The following is an 18,802-nucleotide window of genomic DNA, read 5'->3' on the forward strand; positions in this document are numbered from 1 at the left end:
CCTTATTATAGGGCGTTTTTTTTATTTTCAGCATATTGATAATACCGTTTTAGTGAAATTTTTGATTTGAAGCCAACTAATTTTATGATCTCTGGCTCTGGGGTTTGTTTTTTTATTAGGCGTAAAATAAACGTGTTCCGGAAATGCTGTCCAGAAATGCCTTTACGTAAATTCGCTCTTGCTACTTCAAGTCGGATCATTTTTTGAATAGCGATTTCTGTTAGTGCTTTTGGTGCGTCGTTTTCATATACCCATCTGTATGTTCCGCGGTTAAAATCGAATGCGACAAACAACGGGTCATTACTATGATATTTAGGACGAACTGGTTCTGGAATACTTTTATAATATGTGTACAGTTGTTTTTTGTCTTCGGTTGCTAAGGGGATTGTTCTTTCTACTCCTGCGGTTGCCGGAATAGAAAGTGTATTAGTTTCAAAATGAACGTGATGCATAGTTAATGCTGTAAGCTCTTGTAAGGATAGTCCGTAGTCGATTAATAGACTTAAAATGGCAATATTACGATCCATTAATAATGGACGAACAGGACGTTGTTTTTCTGAAAGTCCTTCTAATGAAGTGACTATATACTTTAATCTTTTTTCTTCCTCGCATGAAATGAAATCTTCATTACGCAATGCACGGTTTGGTTGAATAGTAATTTCCATATTCTTTAATGGATTTGGAATGTTAAGAAAATGATGCATTCTATTTAATACAATAAATACACGATGCATTGTTTTCTCAGAGTAGTGTCGATTCTTTTTTAAGTCTGAAAAGTAATCTTCATAGTCTTTTGTACAAAGTGTTGCCCATATATTACTGGAAGGGAGCTTTTTGTTTTTTTCTAACCAATGTCCAAAATCTTCAATGTCATAAACATAACGTTTAATGGTTGAAGACTTTCGGCCTTTATTCAATAAAAAAATAGAAAAGGCTTGTATTGTATCATGGAATTCCGTTGTTTCCATAGTCCCACCACCTTGATTATTTCTTATATTATAGCAAACTTTTCTGAAAATAGGCATTTGCAAGAGGGACTGGAATAATAATATTTGGTGAGTGGATAAAATGAGGTGAATGTATGGAACAATCGATGCGTAAGAAAAATAACAATCAAATTAATATTGTATTAAACCATCGAAAGAAAATTTCGTTACCGGCACCAGAAAATAAAACGGTAATTTCAAGTGAAACCACTACTAAACATGAGATGTTGCAGAGAATTGAAGAAGAGATGGGAAAACTTGTTGGGATGGATGATATAAAAAAGATAATAAAAGAAATTTATGCTTGGATTTATGTAAACAAAAAAAGGCAAGAGGTGGGGTTGAAGTCTGAGAAGCAAGTGCTTCACATGTTATTTAGGGGGAATCCGGGTACTGGGAAGACAACCGTTGCTAGAATGATAGGGAAATTGTTGTTTGAGATGAATATTTTATCGAAGGGGCATTTAGTTGAAGCTGAACGTGCTGATCTTGTAGGTGAGTATATCGGTCATACAGCGCAGAAGACAAGAGATTTAATAAAGAAGGCTATGGGAGGGATTTTATTTATTGATGAGGCGTATTCATTAGCGCGGGGTGGAGAGAAGGATTTTGGGAAGGAAGCTATTGATACACTTGTGAAGCATATGGAAGATAAGCAGCACGGTTTTGTATTAATTTTAGCTGGATATTCAAGAGAGATGAATCATTTTCTTTCATTAAATCCAGGATTACAATCTCGTTTTCCGTTTATTATTGAATTTGCGGATTACTCGGTAAATCAGTTGTTGGAAATTGGAAAGAGAATGTATGAAGAGCGTGAATATCAGTTATCGAAAGAAGCAGAGTGGAAATTTAGAGATCATTTACATGCGGTCAAGTATTCGTCACAAATTACATCATTTAGTAATGGGCGATACGTACGGAATATTGTTGAAAAATCAATTCGCACACAAGCTATGCGATTGTTACAAGAGGATACGTATGATAAATATGATTTAATTGGGATATCAAGTATGGATTTGATGCTTGAAGAGGAGACGCACAGTACGTAAACTGTGCGTCTGTTTTTTGATGTATAAGTACGTTACTCTTTTTTCGCTTTTTCTTGGTAAGATTTATGGAAGCGTTCCATTTTAGCGCTTTTTTCGTGTGCTGAATTAGGATCGTGTGTAATTTGGTCTACTGAGCTTTTTTGAGCACCTTTATTAACATGGTTTGTCATTTGTATTCACCTCGCTTTAAAAGTTAGTATGAACATTATGTAAAGAAAAACTCGTTAGAAAAGAAAAACCTCTTTACGATATGTAAAGAGGTTAGAGCGCTATTTATGCATTGAACGTTCCTTTGTATCAATACGTCTATGCGGTAAATGCCATTTGTAATGAATAGAAATCATGCGGAAGCAAACAATTAAAATGAATAAGGTGTATAGAGCCCAATCGCTAACGATAATTTTAGCGCCAATTAAGAACCCTGCTAAAATCGTCCAAAACGCATATACGTCAGCTCGAAGGACAAGAGGTTTTCTGCGAGCTAAAAGGTCGCGAATAATACCGCCGCCGATGCCTGTTAAAACAGCAGCTACGATTGTAGCGCTGATTGGTAAATCTAGTTTTTGAGCATATAGTGCTCCTTGTACAGCGAATGCTGATAAACCGATGGCGTCCGTGATGTTTTCCCACTTTTTCCAATGTCTAATTAATTTATTTGGAAAAAGAAAAATAATCGTCATTGATAATAGTGCGATTTGGAATAACATGTCTTGTTGCCAAAATGCGACGATTGGATAACCGATTAATAAATTACGAAGGGCACCTCCCCCAAATGCGGTTGCCATTCCTAAAATATATACCCCGAAAATATCATAATCTTCTTCCATTGCAACAATGGCTCCGCTTAGTGCGAAGGCGATTGTGCCTATGATGCTAAAAATCTCCCATGCCATGAATTTTCTCCCCCGCTAACTAGATGAAATATGCTTCCTCTGCTATTATATTAGAAGGCTTAAATTTCGAAAAGGATGAGTGAACATATTTGATGGAAGAAAAAGAAAAAGTCATATTAGTTGGCTGTCAATTGTCGCAAGATGATGATGAAAAATTTATGCATTCCATGAAAGAACTGGCATCGCTAGCAAAGACTGCGCGAGCGGAAGTGTTAGTATCAACGACGCAAAAGCGTCCGAAGTTTCATCCTGCAACTTATATAGGAAAAGGTAAACTAGAAGAGCTTGCTGCGATGACGGAAGAGTTAGAGCCGGCTGTTATTGTTTTTAATAATGAGTTAACACCAAGTCAAATTCGGAATTTATCTTCAGTATTAGATGCGAGAGTGATTGACCGAACGCAGTTAATACTAGATATTTTTGCGCAACGTGCGAAATCGAGAGAGGGTAAGCTTCAAGTAGAGTTAGCTCAGTTGCAATATACAATGCCGCGCCTTATGGGGCAAGGTTTGTCTTTATCACGTCTTGGTGGTGGAATTGGTACGAGAGGGCCGGGAGAGACGAAGCTCGAAACGGACCGTCGTCATATTCGATCACGTATTGATGAAATAAAGAAGCAACTTGCGGTTGTTGTAGAACATCGGAAAAGATATCGTGAGAGAAGGAAAGATAATAAAGTATTTCAAGTTGCGTTAATTGGGTATACAAATGCAGGGAAATCTACGTTGTTTAATAGATTAACGGAAGCTGATACGTTTGAAGAAAACTTATTGTTTGCAACGCTAGATCCGACGACAAGAAAGATGCCATTACCTTCTGGGTATACAGTGCTTTTGACTGATACGGTTGGTTTTATACAAGATTTACCTACGTCACTAATTGCTGCTTTTCGATCTACGTTAGAAGAAGCTGGGGAAGCGGATGTTATTTTACATGTTGTTGATTCAGCAGATCCTAATTATGTAGGGCATGAGCAGACAGTAAAACAATTATTGTCAGACCTTGAAATTAATCATATTCCTATTATTACGTTATATAATAAAAAAGATAAATTGCATCAAAACTTCATTCCATTTCCGAAAAGTGATTTCTTAATGACTAGTGCTTTTGAAGAAAGTGATTTACTGTGTATAAAAGAAGCGATAGGAATGAAGATGAAGGAAGAAATGGATGATTATCAAGTGGAAATTCCTCCGAGTGAAGGTAGGTTGTTAACGCTTTTAAAGACGGAAACGTTATTAACTAAAATGGAGTTTCTAGAAGATAAATTTGTATATGATTGTACAGGATATATATTTGCTCATTCATCGCTTAATGGGCAATTAAAGAGATTTTTAGTGGAAGAAGGAGAAAATAATAATGTTTGATCGTTTGAAAAATGGAGAAAAAATTGCTCCAATCGTAAAAGAAGTAGAAAGTCAAATTATAGAAGTGCATAAACGTGTGGATGAAGTAATTGAGAGTAATCAATTTCGTGTGCTAGAAAGTTTTCGTAAACATAAAATTAGTGATTCGCATTTTATTCCGACGACAGGTTATGGGTATGATGATATTGGTCGTGACACGTTAGAGAAAGTGTATGCGGATGTATTTGGAGCGGAAGCGGGTCTTGTTCGTCCTCAAATTATTTCGGGTACTCATGCAATTTCAACAGCTTTATTTGGTATTTTACGTCCGGGAGATGAGTTACTATACATAACGGGGAAACCGTATGATACGTTAGAAGAAATCGTTGGTGTGCGCGGAAAAGGTGTAGGCTCATTTAAAGAATATAATATTGGTTATAACGCAGTTCCGTTAACTGAAGAGGGATTTGTGGACTTTGAAGCTGTTGCAGCTGCGATCCGTAGTAACACGAAGATGATTGGTATTCAACGTTCAAAAGGATATGCTACTCGTCCGTCGTTTACAGTTTCACAAATTAAAGAGATGATTGCGTTTGTTAAAGAGATTAAACCTGATGTTATTGTATTTGTAGATAACTGCTATGGCGAATTTATTGAAGAAAACGAGCCATGTCATGTTGGTGCGGACTTAATGGCAGGTTCTCTTATTAAGAATCCTGGCGGGGGAATTGTTAAAACGGGTGGTTACATTGTCGGTAAAGAACAGTATGTTGAAGCGTGTGCATATCGTTTAACATCTCCAGGAATCGGTGCGGAAGCAGGAGCGTCTTTATACAGTCTGCAAGAAATGTATCAAGGGTTCTTCTTGGCTCCGCATGTTGCTGGTCAAGCGCTGAAAGGTGCTATTTTTACGGCGGCATTTTTAGAGAAATTAGGGATGAATACATCACCGGCATGGAATGCACCAAGAACGGATTTAATTCAATCTGTTCAATTTGACGATAAAGATCGTATGATTGCATTCTGTCAAGCGATTCAATATGCATCTCCAATTAATTCTCATTTCACTCCGTATGCAAACTATATGCCGGGATATGAAGATGATGTAATTATGGCTGCTGGGACATTTATTCAAGGTGCAAGTATCGAATTATCTGCGGATGGTCCGATTCGTCCTCCGTATGTTGCATATGTACAAGGTGGATTGACGTATTCTCATGTGAAAATTGCGATTTGTTCTGCAATTGATGCGTTAATTGAAAAAAATCTATTAACAATTTCTTAAAGGGAAGCTGTCGATTTCGACAGCTTTTTTTCGTGTGAAAGTAATGATTTGTGCCATTAGAAAAAAGAATGAAAAAATTTATAAAAAAACCATGTAAGAAAAGCTAACATCTATTGACACTAAACATAACGTGGTATAAAATGAGAAGCAGTTAAGGCGAAGGAGGAACTGAAGTGATGAAAGAAGATAGACGTTCTGCTCCGCTGTTTCCTATTGGTATTGTAATGGATTTAACACAATTATCTGCACGTCAAATTCGCTACTATGAAGAGCATAATCTTATTTTTCCAACCCGTACAAAAGGGAATCGTAGATTATTTTCATTTAACGATGTAGATAAATTGTTGGAAATTAAAGATTTGTTAGATCAAGGCTTAAATATGGCCGGAATTAAACAAGTATTGCAAATGAAAGAAAATCAAACAGAAGCAGTGAAAGTAAAAGAAGAAACGAAAGAAATTTCAAAATCCGAGCTTCGCAAAATTCTTCGAGATGAACTACAACATACAGGTAGATTTAATCGGACTTCATTGCGACAAGGTGATATTTCAAGGTTTTTTCACTAAAGATAACTGATTCTTAAGGTGTTTAGAGGGACTAAGGAGGAATTTATAATGGCTAGGTACACAAGAGAAGATATTTTCCGTTTGGCGAAAGAAGAGAATGTAAAGTATATCCGTTTACAATTTACGGACCTTTTAGGAGTAATTAAAAACGTAGAAATTCCAGTGAGCCAATTAACAAAAGCTCTTGATAACAAAATGATGTTTGATGGATCTTCTATCGAAGGTTTCGTACGTATTGAAGAATCTGATATGTATTTATATCCAGATTTAGATACTTGGGTAATTTTCCCTTGGACAGCTGAAAAAGGTAAAGTAGCTCGTTTGATCTGTGATATTTACACTGCAGCTGGTGATCCATTTGATGGCGACCCACGTAACAACTTAAAGCGTGTGTTAAAAGAAATGGAAGCATTAGGATTCTCAGATTTCAATCTTGGACCAGAGCCAGAATTCTTCCTATTTAAAGTTGATGAAAAAGGAAATCCAACATTAGAATTAAACGATAACGGTGGATACTTCGACCTTGCGCCGATGGATCTAGGGGAAAACTGTCGTCGTGATATCGTTCTTGAACTTGAAGAAATGGGCTTTGAAATTGAAGCGTCTCACCATGAGGTTGCACCAGGTCAACACGAAATTGACTTTAAATATGCAAATGCAATTCGCTCATGTGATGACATTCAAACATTCAAACTTGTTGTAAAAACAATTGCTCGTAAACATGGCTTACATGCAACATTTATGCCGAAACCATTATACGGTGTGAACGGTTCAGGTATGCACTGTAACTTATCATTATTTAAAAATGGTGAGAACGTATTCTTCGATCAAAACGGAGACTTACAATTAAGTGATGATGCTCGTCACTTCATCGCGGGTATTTTAAAACATGCACCAGCATTTACAGCGGTAGCAAACCCAACTGTAAACTCTTACAAACGTTTAGTACCTGGATACGAAGCTCCTTGTTACGTAGCATGGTCTGCACAAAACCGTAGCCCGTTAGTACGTATCCCTGCATCTCGTGGTATTAGTACACGCGTAGAAGTACGTAGTGTTGACCCAGCTGCAAACCCATATTTAGTAATGGCAACTTTACTAGCAGCAGGTCTTGATGGAATTAAAAACAAATTAACTCCACCAGCTGCAGTAGACCGTAACATCTATGTAATGACAAAAGAAGAGCGCGAGGAAGCAGGTATCGTTGACTTACCAGCAACATTAGCGCAAGCATTAGTTACATTACAATCTAATGAAGTAGTATGCGGTGCGCTAGGAGATCATTTACTTGAGCACTTTATCGAAGCGAAAGAGATTGAGTGGGATATCTTTAGAACGCAAGTTCACCAATGGGAACGCGATCAATATATGTCTCTATACTAAGAGAGAAAAAAGCCCTAATACTACGGTATTAGGGCTTTTTCGTCATTTATCTACAGTGAAAAAACACGAATGTTGTCGTAATTTTTTTAGTATCATCAGGAAGTAATTTAGTGAAAATAATTTGTGTTGACGCGTTCTGTATAAAGAACTAAAATGGCATTAACTAGAAATGTTTGTATATTTAAAAGAATGAAGATATTATTTTTTCTTAAGTTTTAGATGCCAATTTCAAGTTGAAGCTCATTGGTTTTAAATGAGGAGGGAAGTTATGGATAAGGAAATAAATTTGAAAAATCTATTTACTATTATACAGAAAAGAATTTGGATAATTCTGTTATTTACAACTCTCACAACAGTAGCGGGAGCGATGTATAGTATATATGTAAAAACACCATTATATGCCTCTTCAGCAAGGGTTATTGTTCAAGCTAATGCTGAAACAATGAATACATTGAAAGCGATGGTAAATGAGCCTGTAATATTAGAAAAAGTGGCTACTGAATTGAATATTAACAGATCTGCAGGTGCATTAAGTGGACAAATAAGTACAGAAAGTGTACAAGGGTCCCAGATTATGAGAATAAATGTAGTGGATATAGATCCTGTGCTTGCTCATAAAATTGCAAATACTACAGCCGCTGTTTATAAGAAAGAAGTAGCGAATATACTGAATTTTAATAATGTGAGTATATTACCAGAAGACCCAGTTCAAAAAAATTCTATGCCTATAAATGTAAATCACTTTAAGACGATATTAATTGCATTCTCTATAGGAATGGTGCTCAGTATTGGATTCATTTTTTTATTGGATTCACTTGATGAGAGAATCAAATCGGAACGGCGAATTGAACAATTGTTAGATGTCCCTGTTTTGGGCGGAATATCTAAAATGAATAGAAAGAATGCGAAAGGCAAATTCAGTAAAAAAAATACGGTATTATTGGGGGAGGGAACGGAGTGGCTTACAAAAATAGACGAAAAACAAATAAAGTTAAAGGAGAAAGTATAATTGCTTATACCGCTCCAAGATCGAAAATTTCGGAGCAGTATCGTTCGCTTCGAACAAACCTTCAATTATCTTCATCTATTCATAAAAGCAGAACTATAGTTATTACTTCTCCGAGGTATGGTGAAGGAAAATCAACGATTACAGTTAATTTAGCAGTCTCGATAGCACAAAAAGGTGAAAAAGTATTGGTAATAGATGCAAATTTACGAACACCAACGATTCATGAAATGTTTGGAGTAGAAAATACAATTGGATTAACTGATATATTGAACGGAAAAACAACTTTAGAGGGTGCTGTGAAAAAAACAGAGATGGAAAGTCTGGATGTATTAACTAGCGGACCGATACCATTCAATCCATCTGAAGTGCTTAGTTCGAGTGCCATGGATATGTTAGTTCAACGGGCAATGGAACGGTATGATATCATATTATTGGATTCTTCTCCTGTACTAGAAGTAACGGATACAAGTGTGTTGGCTGATAAGTGTGAAGGTGTATTATTGGTGATCCGTTATAATCGTACTGTGAACGAAGATGCGCTTGAAACGAAAAGGGCGTTAAGTTTTACGAAAAGTAGGATATTAGGTGCGATTTTGAATGGAAAAATATGAATAGTATAAATGTACTTTAGAAAAATAAATTTAAGATTTGTATATAAAAATGTTCTTTATAAAGAACTTTTTTTTAAAGGACTACGATGTGGTGATGTCTCCTTACCGCTATCAACGGAGGCACTCGATTATGCTGTGGGTTGTGAAAACAACCTTAGATGCGAGTCATCAAGAGCGTAATGTGAGGGAGGGTTGGATGCCCATTTTTATTAAAGTTTGTAGCTATGTGCTTTTCGTAAAGAGTATATAGTTAGAAACTTTAATTTTGAAATAAATTAGGAAGAGTTATATAAGGAATTGATTAAAGGGGGAAGTAATGTGACGTATCGACGGAGGATATCGTTATTGCTTTTAATGGACTCACTGATTGTACTAGGGGCTATTTTTCTTAGTTATTTCTTTGTAAATGCTAGCTTCAGTGTTATCACTTTATCATCAGTTATTAGCTCTATTACTTTATTATTAAGTCATCATTTGTTTGCTTTTGTTTATAAGTTATACAAAAAAGCTTGGGAATATGCAAGTATAGGTGAATTACTCATTATATGCAAAGTTGTTACATTTTCTATTATCACTACAGCGGTTATGCAACAAATTTTAATGCAAAAAATGTATTTTCGATTGTTAGTTGTAACTTGGATGATCCATATTTTATTAATTGGTGGTTCGCGTTTTATATGGAGAATGTATAGAGATACTTATTATGTAAAAAAGGGTGATAAAAAACGAACTTTAATTGTTGGTGCTGGCTCAGCCGGGACAATGGTTGCAAGACAGTTATTAAAGAATAGTGCTGCCGAATTAATGCCAGTCGCATTTATTGATGATAATGTAAAAAAACATAATCTTGATATTTTGGGGATTCCAGTAATTGGCGGTATTAATCAAATTGAGTATGTTGTTAAAAAACTGAATATTGAAAATATTATTTTAGCAATTCCTTCACTAAGCAAAGGGAATCGAAATGTTATTTTAAAAGAATGTTTGAAAACACAGATGAAAACTCAAATTCTTCCGATGTTAGAAGACTTAGTAACAGGTAAAGTTTCGGTGAATGAATTCAGGGATGTTCAAGTAGAAGATTTATTAGGGCGGGATCCTGTAGAACTTGATGTGGATGTTATTTCAGATTATATAACTGACAAAGTCATTTTAGTTACTGGTGCAGGAGGTTCGATTGGTTCGGAAATTTGTAGACAAATTGCAAAATTCAGGCCAAAAAAGTTGATTTTACTAGGGCATGGGGAGAACAGTATTTATTCTATAGAAATGGAATTAAACAGAAAATATGGAGATATGAAAGGCACGTTTATTCCTGAAATCGCAGATATACAAGATGAAAAGAAGATGCAATTAATTATGAGCAAACATCTTCCGAATGTTGTATATCATGCAGCTGCACATAAACATGTACCACTAATGGAGAATAATCCTGAAGAGGCTGTTAAAAATAATGTGATTGGGACTATGAATATAGCAGAGGCAGCGAGAGCGCATGGAGTGGGAACATTTGTCATGATTTCTTCGGATAAAGCAGTGAATCCGACGAGTGTTATGGGAGCAACGAAGAAATTAGCTGAGATGGTAATTCAGCATAAAGATAAAATAAGTCATACAAAGTTTGTTACTGTACGATTTGGGAATGTCCTAGGAAGTAGAGGGAGTGTAATACCTTTATTTAAGAAGCAAATTCAAAATGGTGGACCAGTTACAGTTACTCATCCTGATATGGTTCGGTATTTTATGACAATCCCGGAAGCATCAAGACTCGTAGTGCAAGCTGGTTCTTTAGCTAAAGGTGGAGAGATTTTTGTTTTAGACATGGGAGAACCAGTGAAAATTGTCGATCTTGCCAAAAATCTAATTCGATTATCAGGAAATTCTGTAGATGAAATAGGAATAGAATTTACTGGTATACGTCCAGGAGAGAAACTTTTTGAAGAATTACTAAAAGAAGATGAAATGAATGAGAAGCAAGTTCATCCGAGAATTTATGTAGGGCAAGAAATGAATGTTCGTATAGAAGAAATAGAGAAACTTATTTCAGAATATACAGATTTAAATGAACTGGAATTAAGAAAGCGATTGTTAAATTTAGTGAATCAGCGTAAAACTTTAAAACTATTAATACCAGTATCAGGTTAATGGCAAAAATTTATTATAAGACGGGTGCGTGGGATGGTGTCTAAAAAAGTTCTGTTTTGTGCAACTGTGGATTATCATTTTAAAGCTTTTCATTTACCGTATTTGAAATGGTTTGCAGACCAAGGATGGGAAGTGCATGTTGCAGCGAATGGGAATATACATCTTCCGTACGTAACTCAAAAATATAATATTCCTATTCAAAGATCACCTCTTAGCATACAAAACCTTCATGCATATAAAAAACTAAAATCAATTATTCATCAAAATAAATATAAAATCATTCATTGTCATACACCTATGGGAGGGGTCATTACTCGTCTAGCTGCTCGGAAAGCACGGAGGGAAGGGACGAAAGTAATATATACGGCGCATGGATTTCACTTTTGCAAAGGATCGCCGTTTATAAATTGGCTTTTATACTATCCAATCGAAAGAAGTTTAGCTACTACTACAGATTGTCTCATAACAATTAACCAAGAAGATTACAATTTAGCAGTTAAACATCGTTTTCAAGCGAAAGATATTAAACTCGTTCATGGTGTAGGGGTAGATATAGAACGATTTACCCCTGTAACTGAAACGGAAAAGCAAGAATTAAAGCTACAAATTGGCTATAATCCACAAGATTTTGTAATGTTTTATGCTGCTGAATTTAATAAGAATAAAAATCAAAGTTTTTTAATTCGTGTATTAGCACAATTGAAAAATGAAATTCCGCATGCAAAGCTTTTGCTTGCTGGTGAAGGGCCGTTAATGAAAGAGTGTGAAAAAATAGCGACTCAACTAGGCGTGAGTAATATGGTGCACTTTCTTGGTTATAGAAATGATATAGCCTCTTTGCTACAGATGTGTGATCTTGCAGTTGCATCGAGTTACCGGGAAGGTTTACCAGTTAATATTATGGAAGCTATGGCTTGTGGGCTTCCGGTGGTAGCTACTGATAACCGGGGACATAGGGAATTGATTATTAATAATAAAAATGGTTGGATTGTAGATCGTGATGATATAAAAGCCATGGCTGACAGGATAAAGGGTATTTCTATAAATCCTAAAGTATTAGCTCAGATGGGGCAGTATGGATGTACTAGTATTAAAAATCAATATTCAGTCAATGAAGTGTTAAAAGAGAAACAAGAAATTTATACAACATTCATGGGTGAAATGGAGGAGTTAAGGTGGGTACTCCATTAAGAGTATTACACGTAGTCGTAAATATGAATAGAGGCGGCGCCGAAACACTAATTATGAATTTATATCGCAATATAGATCGTTCCAAAGTTCAATTTGATTTTTTAACGTGTAAAGAAGGAGTGTTTGATGAAGAAATAGTAAAGTTAGGCGGGGAAATTCATAGAATTCCATATACCACAAACGTTGGACATAGAGGATATATAAAGGCACTGGATGCTTTCTTTACCTCTCATCAAGAATATAGAATTGTACATTCACACATGGATAAAATGAGCGGATTTGTACTTCGTTCTGCTAAGAAGGCGGGAATACCGGTTAGGATTGCTCACAGTCATAATACTAGTAGTGAGGGAGGAATTGCGGCAAAAATCTATAAATGGCATGCAGGAAAATCTATATCTACATGTGCAACACATTTGTTAGCATGTTCAAATGCTGCTGCGAGATGGTTATTTGCAGATAAAGCTGATACAGCCAAAATCTTAAAAAATGGAATTGATTGTGATAGATTTTTGTTCCGTCCTGAAATAAGAAAACAAGTAAGAAAGGAATTACAAATTGAACAGGAAGCTTTTGTTATAGGTCATGTCGGAAGATTCGCTTATCAAAAAAATCATACCTATCTTATAGATTTATTTGCTCAGTTAACTCAATTCCGGCCAAATTCAATACTGTTATTAGCTGGTGAAGGGCCGCTTCGCATGGAAATTGAAAAAAAAGTAAAAGATTTGAATATAGAGAAGAATATAATATTTCTTGGGGTACGAGGTGATATAGAACGTATACTTCAAGCATTTGATGCATTTGTTTTTCCATCTATTCATGAGGGATTACCAGTCACACTTGTAGAAGCGCAAGGGGTTGGTTTACCTTGTATCATATCGGATACTATTACGAAAGAAGTGGATTTGGGAATGAATTTAGTTGAACATTTGCCTCTAACGGATAAAGTGGCTTGGATAGAAAAAATGAAAAAATTAGAAACTAGTAATTTCTCGAGGAATATATCAGCTCAATTATTATTAGAAAAAGGATACGATATTAAGCATACGGCAGAATTAACCCAAGATTTTTATTCCGTACTTTCGAGGTGAGTAATTTGGAGAATTTAACGATTTTCACCCCTACTTATAATAGAGCGTATTGTCTTCAAAATTGTTATGAGAGTTTAAAACGTCAAACATGTAAGGGTTTTGTATGGTTAATAATAGATGATGGATCTAGTGATAACACAAAAGAATTGGTGGATAGCTGGATTGCTGAAAAACATATCAAAATTATGTATCATTGGCAACAAAATCAAGGGATGCATGGTGCTCATAATACAGCCTATGAAATGATTGATACGGAGTTAAACGTTTGTATTGATTCTGATGATTACATGCCAGATGATGCTGTAGAAAAAATCCTTTCTTTTTGGAATAGTTATGGGAATGATGAAGTTAGTGGAATAATTGGACTGGACTTGTATATAAATGGGCAAATAATTGGCTCACAGTTACCAGAGGACCTTAAATACTCCACGCTTTTTGATCTTTACAACAAACATGGTGTTGCAGGTGATAAAAAATTGGTCTATCGCACAGAATTGACTAAGAAATATCCATACCCAATTTTTAAAAATGAAAAATATGTAGGATTAGCATATAAATACTATATGTTAGATCAACAATATGAGATGTTACTAATGAACGAAGCACTTTGCTATGTTGAATACATGCCTGACGGTTCATCAATGAATATGCTAAATCAATATCGTAAAAATCCAAGAGGTTTTGCTTTTTATCGTAAGGAACTTATGAAATTACCATTTACTAATCGAGTATTCAAGTATAGGCAAGCTGTACATTATGTATCCAGCAGCTTCATAGCGAGAAATAAAAGATTTATACAAGAGTCGCCATGCAAAGGTCTGACGATTTGCGCATTACCATTGGGGATTATTCTTTATAGTTACATTACAATGAAAACAAGAATGGAAGTAAATATATAGGGATTTACTTAGTAAGTAAATGAGAGGACATAATAATGACTATACTTTGGATGAATCTTTTTATCGTATTCATACTCGCATTTTTTGCAAGGTATTTTGCTATACCAGTGACTAATAGTCTTATATTGATAAAGCCAAATAGGATGTTGGTTTTAATGGCGGCTTTATCTCTTGTGTTGGTGGCGGGGCTTCGAAATAATATTGGGGATACTTATTTTTATATGCATGCATATAATGTTACTGAATTTAATTGGGAATATATTTGGAAGAGTAAAGATACAGGATTTAATATGTTTCAAATGATTTTGAAACATATTACAAATGATCCACAAGCTCTAATTTTTACTACAGCATTAATAACAAATCTGTTAATCGTGCTCATCTTATATAAGTATTCGAGGTTAATTGAATTAAGTTTGTATGTATATATTACGTCTGGTATGTACTTAACATCCATGAATGGAATTAGACAATATATAGCAGCAGCGATTGCGTTTATTGCCATAAAATACATTTTAGATGGAAATTGGAGAAAATATACTTTAATTGTTCTGTTTGCATCAATATTTCATGCTAGTGCCCTTGTTCTTATACCGATATATTTTTTAATTAGAAGAAAAGCGTGGTCAGGCACAACATTGATACTACTTCTATTAGCTGTATTTATTGTAATAGGATTTAATCAATTCACAGAGATTCTATTTGCAACGATAGAAGGCACTCAATATGGTCAATATAAGGAATTTCATGAAGGTGGCGCAAATATTCTTAGAGTTGGGGTTAGTATTGCACCACTTATACTTGCTTATCTTGGAAGGGAAAGGTTTAGGGTATTGTTTCCAAAGAGTGATTATATTGTAAATATGGCTTTACTAGGATCCATTTTCATGTTTATTTCAACACAAAATTGGATTTTTGCAAGATTTTCAATATATTTTAGTTTATATCAGTTAATAGTAATTTCTTGGGTGGTGAAACTATTCACTGAAAAGGATCAAAAGCTTATCTATTATGCTATTTTATTATGTTATGGTATTTATTTTGTTTATGAGCACATAATTAGTATAGGGGTTGTGTATAAGAGTAATTTTATAGGGTAATAAAGATTTAATATAAGGAATTGAAAATTAAGATTGGGGTAGGTCTCGATGGATAATATTCATAGAATAAAAAGAGTATTGCATATTGTGAGTGCAATGAATCGAGGTGGTACCGAAAATTTACTAATGAATATGTATAGAAATTTAAATAAGAACAAGGTTCAATTTGATTTTGTCTCGCATAGAAGTGAACCGGATGATTTTGATGAAGAAATTATAGGGATGGGGGGTAAAATATATAAAATTCCTAGTTTAGGACAAGTTGGTCCATATAAATATATAAAGAACCTTGTAGAGATAATTTCTAATAATGGCTATGTAGCTGTGCATGTGCATACTGATTATCAGGGAGGATTTGCAGCGATTGCAGCACAAATGAGTAGTGTGAAAAGAAGGATTTGTCACTCTCATAGCAATAATTGGCCAAAAGGATCTGGGGTGACAGCGAAAATTACTTTGAGAATTTTACAATCCATTATTAAATATGCTGGAACCAATTTTTGTGCGTGCAGTGTTGAAGCAGCACGTTTTTTATTTGGGGAAAAAATGATTAAGAACGATAAGGTACAAGTTATAAAAAATGCGATAGATATTAATCAATTTACTAATGAGGATATAAGAGATACTGATAGTTTGAGAAAGGAGCTTAATATACCAGAAGAAGCAAAAATAATTGGTCATATAGGGCGTTTTTCACAATCGAAAAATCACAGTTTTCTTTTGAGGATTTTAAAAGAAATTTTAAAAAAGGATACCAATTTTATCGCTATATTAGTAGGCGATGGTCCATTAAAAGATTCTATTGAAAATGAAGCGAAAAAATTAGGGGTTTATACCAATATTAGATTTTTAGGAGTAAGGGAAGATATTCCAAGATTAATGAAAGTTTTTGATGTTTTTATTTTTCCATCAATATTTGAAGGGTTTGGTATGGTTGTATTAGAAGCGCAATGTGTGGGTGTACCATGTGTAGTATCAGATACAATACCTAAAAGTGTCGATATGAATTTGGGAATTATATCGTTTGTTGGCTTAGATGAAAAAGTCGAAAAATGGTCTGACGAAATTTATAAAGCTTTACTAAAGGAAAGGCCAGAGAGGGAAAAGATAATTAATAATATTGTGAAATCAGGTTTTGATGTTAATAGTAATGTTTTGGATTGGTTATCTTTATATGGAATAGAATATGAGGAGTATTTCAGATGACATTAAATATTTTAAATTTATATGAGATGATTTTAGTAAAGAGTTATGGTGGGAAAAGAAAATATAATATGGGAATTAGAAGTCAACAATATACTGTGAGAGGTATTAGACTATGAAAAAGAAGAAAATATTGATTGCTTCTTTTGATATGGCAATTGGTGGAGTAGAAAGAAGTTTAATTGGGTTATTAAGCGAATTTGATTATAGCAAATATGATGTCGACTTGATGCTATTTAAACATGAGGGAGAGTTCCTTCCTCTACTTCCGAAAGAACCTAATTTATTACCAGAAATAGCTCAATATACTACTTTTAGAAAATCAATTAAGCAAATATTAAAAGAGCGTAAAAACACATCAATTGGCATAACAAGATTAATTGCAAAAGTAGTAGGTGCTTCACATGGGAAATGTATCAGGAGTAAAGAACCTGGATATTTGGCTATTCAATATGGATGGAAAATGTCTTTGCCGTTTCTACCGAAGTTAGAAGAAGAATATGATGTTGCAATTAGTTTTTTATGGCCGCATTATTTCATTGGAAATAAAGTTCGAGCGAAAAGAAAGATAGGATGGATTCATACGGATTATTTGAATATAAAGCTTAATAAAGGTGAAGAGTATAGAATGTGGAAAGAGATGGATCATATTGTGGCGGTTTCTGAAAGTTGTAGGGATTCATTTATGAGTGCCTTTCCTAATATTAATAAAAATGTAGAGGTTATTGAAAATATAATATCTCCTGAATTTGTACGTAAGCAATCTTATAAACATGTTACCAATGAAGTATTGAAAGATTCTACTCGTATAAAATTGTTGACCATAGGTCGACTTTCACATGCTAAAGGTATTGATGATGCTATACATGCGTGTCGAAAATTAGTGGATCAAGGATATGATATTGAATGGTATGTTGTCGGATATGGTCCTCAAGAGGCAGAGCTTAAATTATTAATAGAGAAATTAAGAATTCAGGATAGATTCTTTTTATTAGGGAAGAAAATTAATCCTTATCCGTATATTAAAGTAAGTGATATATATATACAACCATCTAGATACGAAGGAAAGGCAGTGACAGTTCGGGAGGCACAAATTCTAGGGAAACCAGTTTTAATTACAAATTTTCCGACTGCCAAAAGTCAGGTCCAAGATGGTATTGATGGAATGATAACATCAATGGGGGTAGAAGGTATAGTTGAGGGAGTAAAAAGACTTATTGAAGATAAAGAATTAAGGGAGGGTTTGGCTGTTAGAACTACTAAAATTGAGTATGGCAATGGCGAGGGGATTGAAAAGTTATATACATTATTTTCACAAAAATAAACAGAAAGGAAATGACAGTATGAAGATATGTACTATAACATGTCATGATGTATATAATCATGGTGCCTCATTACAAGCATATGGATTAATGAAATATTTAATAAATTGTGGTCATGAGGTAGAGATAATAGATTATAAACCAGATTATTTAGGTAATCATTATAATCTGTTAAGTATTGATAGTCCTAAATGGAGAAAAAATCTAATAACGAAGTCGGTATATTTGATACTAAGGGTTCCAACTAAAATACCTGGGTTAAAAAGAAAAAAAGCTTTTGATAAGTTTACTAGTAAGTATTTAAAGATAACTAAAACTCGATATGCATCTAATGAAGAACTGAAGAGGAACATACCTAACGCAGATGCTTATATATGTGGAAGCGATCAAATTTGGAATACATTACGTAGAAATGGAAAAGATCCTGCTTTTTATTTAGATTTTGTTCCAAATGAGAAAATAAAAGCAGCATATGCTGCAAGTTTTGCTGTGGATGTAATTTCGGATGAGGATAGTTCGATGATTAAAAATCGGATTAAAAAATTAGATAGTGTAAGTATAAGAGAAAAAAGCGGTGTTGAGATTTTAAAAAATTTACATATAAAAAAAGTAGTCAATGTTGTTGATCCAGCATTTTTATTAGAACAATCTGAATGGGATAAGATGGTTACTAGGAATTTTAAAGAAAAGTATATCCTCGTATACGATTTTGATAAT

At 34.4% G+C, this 18,802-nt stretch carries 18 protein-coding genes; 15 read left to right on the top strand and 3 right to left on the bottom strand.

Annotated elements, in window-relative coordinates; genetic code table 11:
- Window positions 1-5: 5 nt before the first annotated feature.
- Window positions 6-968 carry a tyrosine-type recombinase/integrase gene (locus AB3X48_RS07315; protein ID WP_016105898.1) on the bottom strand — a complete coding sequence of 321 codons (963 nt, stop codon included), beginning with the start codon at window positions 966-968 and terminating at the stop codon, window positions 6-8.
- A gap of 113 nt (window positions 969-1,081) precedes the next feature.
- Between AB3X48_RS07315 and spoVK the strand changes: the two genes are divergently transcribed.
- Window positions 1,082-2,038 (top strand): stage V sporulation protein K, encoded by a 957-nt coding sequence (spoVK, locus tag AB3X48_RS07320; RefSeq protein ID WP_078180977.1) that lies wholly within the window; start codon window positions 1,082-1,084, stop codon window positions 2,036-2,038.
- Between the two features lie 32 nt (window positions 2,039-2,070).
- Here spoVK and AB3X48_RS07325 read toward each other — a convergent pair whose 3' ends face one another.
- A complete protein-coding gene (locus AB3X48_RS07325; protein ID WP_002111258.1) occupies window positions 2,071-2,208 on the bottom strand; it encodes a hypothetical protein in 138 nt (45 codons plus the stop codon).
- Window positions 2,209-2,307: 99 nt separating this feature from the next.
- Window positions 2,308-2,931, bottom strand: a complete 624-nt coding sequence (locus AB3X48_RS07330) for a trimeric intracellular cation channel family protein (protein ID WP_002111257.1) — start codon at window positions 2,929-2,931, stop codon at window positions 2,308-2,310.
- Window positions 2,932-3,023: 92 nt separating this feature from the next.
- Here AB3X48_RS07330 and hflX point away from each other — a divergent pair, with 92 nt between their 5' ends.
- The 14 genes from hflX to AB3X48_RS07400 form a co-directional block, all read left to right on the top strand.
- Window positions 3,024-4,298 (top strand): GTPase HflX, encoded by a 1,275-nt coding sequence (gene hflX / locus AB3X48_RS07335; RefSeq protein ID WP_215579374.1) that lies wholly within the window; start codon window positions 3,024-3,026, stop codon window positions 4,296-4,298.
- Complete coding sequence (locus AB3X48_RS07340) at window positions 4,291-5,562, top strand: methionine gamma-lyase family protein (RefSeq protein ID WP_002111255.1); 1,272 nt, start codon at window positions 4,291-4,293, stop codon at window positions 5,560-5,562. The genes hflX and AB3X48_RS07340 overlap by 8 nt, the downstream gene beginning before the upstream one ends.
- 176 nt (window positions 5,563-5,738) lie before the next feature.
- On the top strand, window positions 5,739-6,128 hold the full coding sequence (gene glnR / locus AB3X48_RS07345) for a transcriptional repressor GlnR (protein ID WP_002014475.1): 390 nt from the start codon (window positions 5,739-5,741) through the stop codon (window positions 6,126-6,128).
- Between the two features lie 48 nt (window positions 6,129-6,176).
- Complete coding sequence (glnA, locus tag AB3X48_RS07350; protein WP_002111253.1) at window positions 6,177-7,511, top strand: type I glutamate--ammonia ligase; 1,335 nt, start codon at window positions 6,177-6,179, stop codon at window positions 7,509-7,511.
- Between the two features lie 268 nt (window positions 7,512-7,779).
- A complete protein-coding gene (locus tag AB3X48_RS07355; protein ID WP_367959184.1) occupies window positions 7,780-8,520 on the top strand; it encodes a YveK family protein in 741 nt (246 codons plus the stop codon).
- Complete coding sequence (locus AB3X48_RS07360; protein WP_246908579.1) at window positions 8,469-9,131, top strand: CpsD/CapB family tyrosine-protein kinase; 663 nt, start codon at window positions 8,469-8,471, stop codon at window positions 9,129-9,131. The genes AB3X48_RS07355 and AB3X48_RS07360 overlap by 52 nt, the downstream gene beginning before the upstream one ends.
- A gap of 318 nt (window positions 9,132-9,449) precedes the next feature.
- A complete protein-coding gene (locus AB3X48_RS07365) occupies window positions 9,450-11,276 on the top strand; it encodes a polysaccharide biosynthesis protein (protein ID WP_246908581.1) in 1,827 nt (608 codons plus the stop codon).
- A 33-nt stretch (window positions 11,277-11,309) separates the two neighbouring features.
- Window positions 11,310-12,467, top strand: coding sequence for a glycosyltransferase family 4 protein (locus AB3X48_RS07370; protein ID WP_246908583.1), 1,158 nt, complete (start codon window positions 11,310-11,312; stop codon window positions 12,465-12,467).
- Window positions 12,452-13,561: a glycosyltransferase family 1 protein gene (locus AB3X48_RS07375; RefSeq protein WP_246908585.1), complete on the top strand. Its 1,110-nt coding sequence runs from the start codon at window positions 12,452-12,454 to the stop codon at window positions 13,559-13,561. Before AB3X48_RS07370 ends, AB3X48_RS07375 begins: the two co-directional genes overlap by 16 nt.
- 5 nt (window positions 13,562-13,566) lie before the next feature.
- A complete protein-coding gene (locus AB3X48_RS07380; RefSeq protein ID WP_246908587.1) occupies window positions 13,567-14,460 on the top strand; it encodes a glycosyltransferase family 2 protein in 894 nt (297 codons plus the stop codon).
- Window positions 14,461-14,495: 35 nt separating this feature from the next.
- Entirely contained in the window at window positions 14,496-15,560 is a 1,065-nt protein-coding gene (locus AB3X48_RS07385; protein ID WP_246908590.1) for an EpsG family protein, read from the top strand.
- A 48-nt stretch (window positions 15,561-15,608) separates the two neighbouring features.
- Window positions 15,609-16,766: a glycosyltransferase family 1 protein gene (locus tag AB3X48_RS07390; RefSeq protein WP_246908596.1), complete on the top strand. Its 1,158-nt coding sequence runs from the start codon at window positions 15,609-15,611 to the stop codon at window positions 16,764-16,766.
- Between the two features lie 112 nt (window positions 16,767-16,878).
- On the top strand, window positions 16,879-18,087 hold the full coding sequence (locus AB3X48_RS07395) for a glycosyltransferase (RefSeq protein ID WP_367959189.1): 1,209 nt from the start codon (window positions 16,879-16,881) through the stop codon (window positions 18,085-18,087).
- Window positions 18,088-18,106: 19 nt separating this feature from the next.
- Window positions 18,107-18,802 (top strand): polysaccharide pyruvyl transferase family protein (locus tag AB3X48_RS07400; RefSeq protein WP_367959191.1); only part of this gene is annotated, 696 nt, incomplete at its 3' end.

It is taken from the genome of Bacillus sp. S4, assembly GCF_040838205.1.
Taxonomy (GTDB): domain Bacteria; phylum Bacillota; class Bacilli; order Bacillales; family Bacillaceae_G; genus Bacillus_A; species Bacillus_A cereus_U.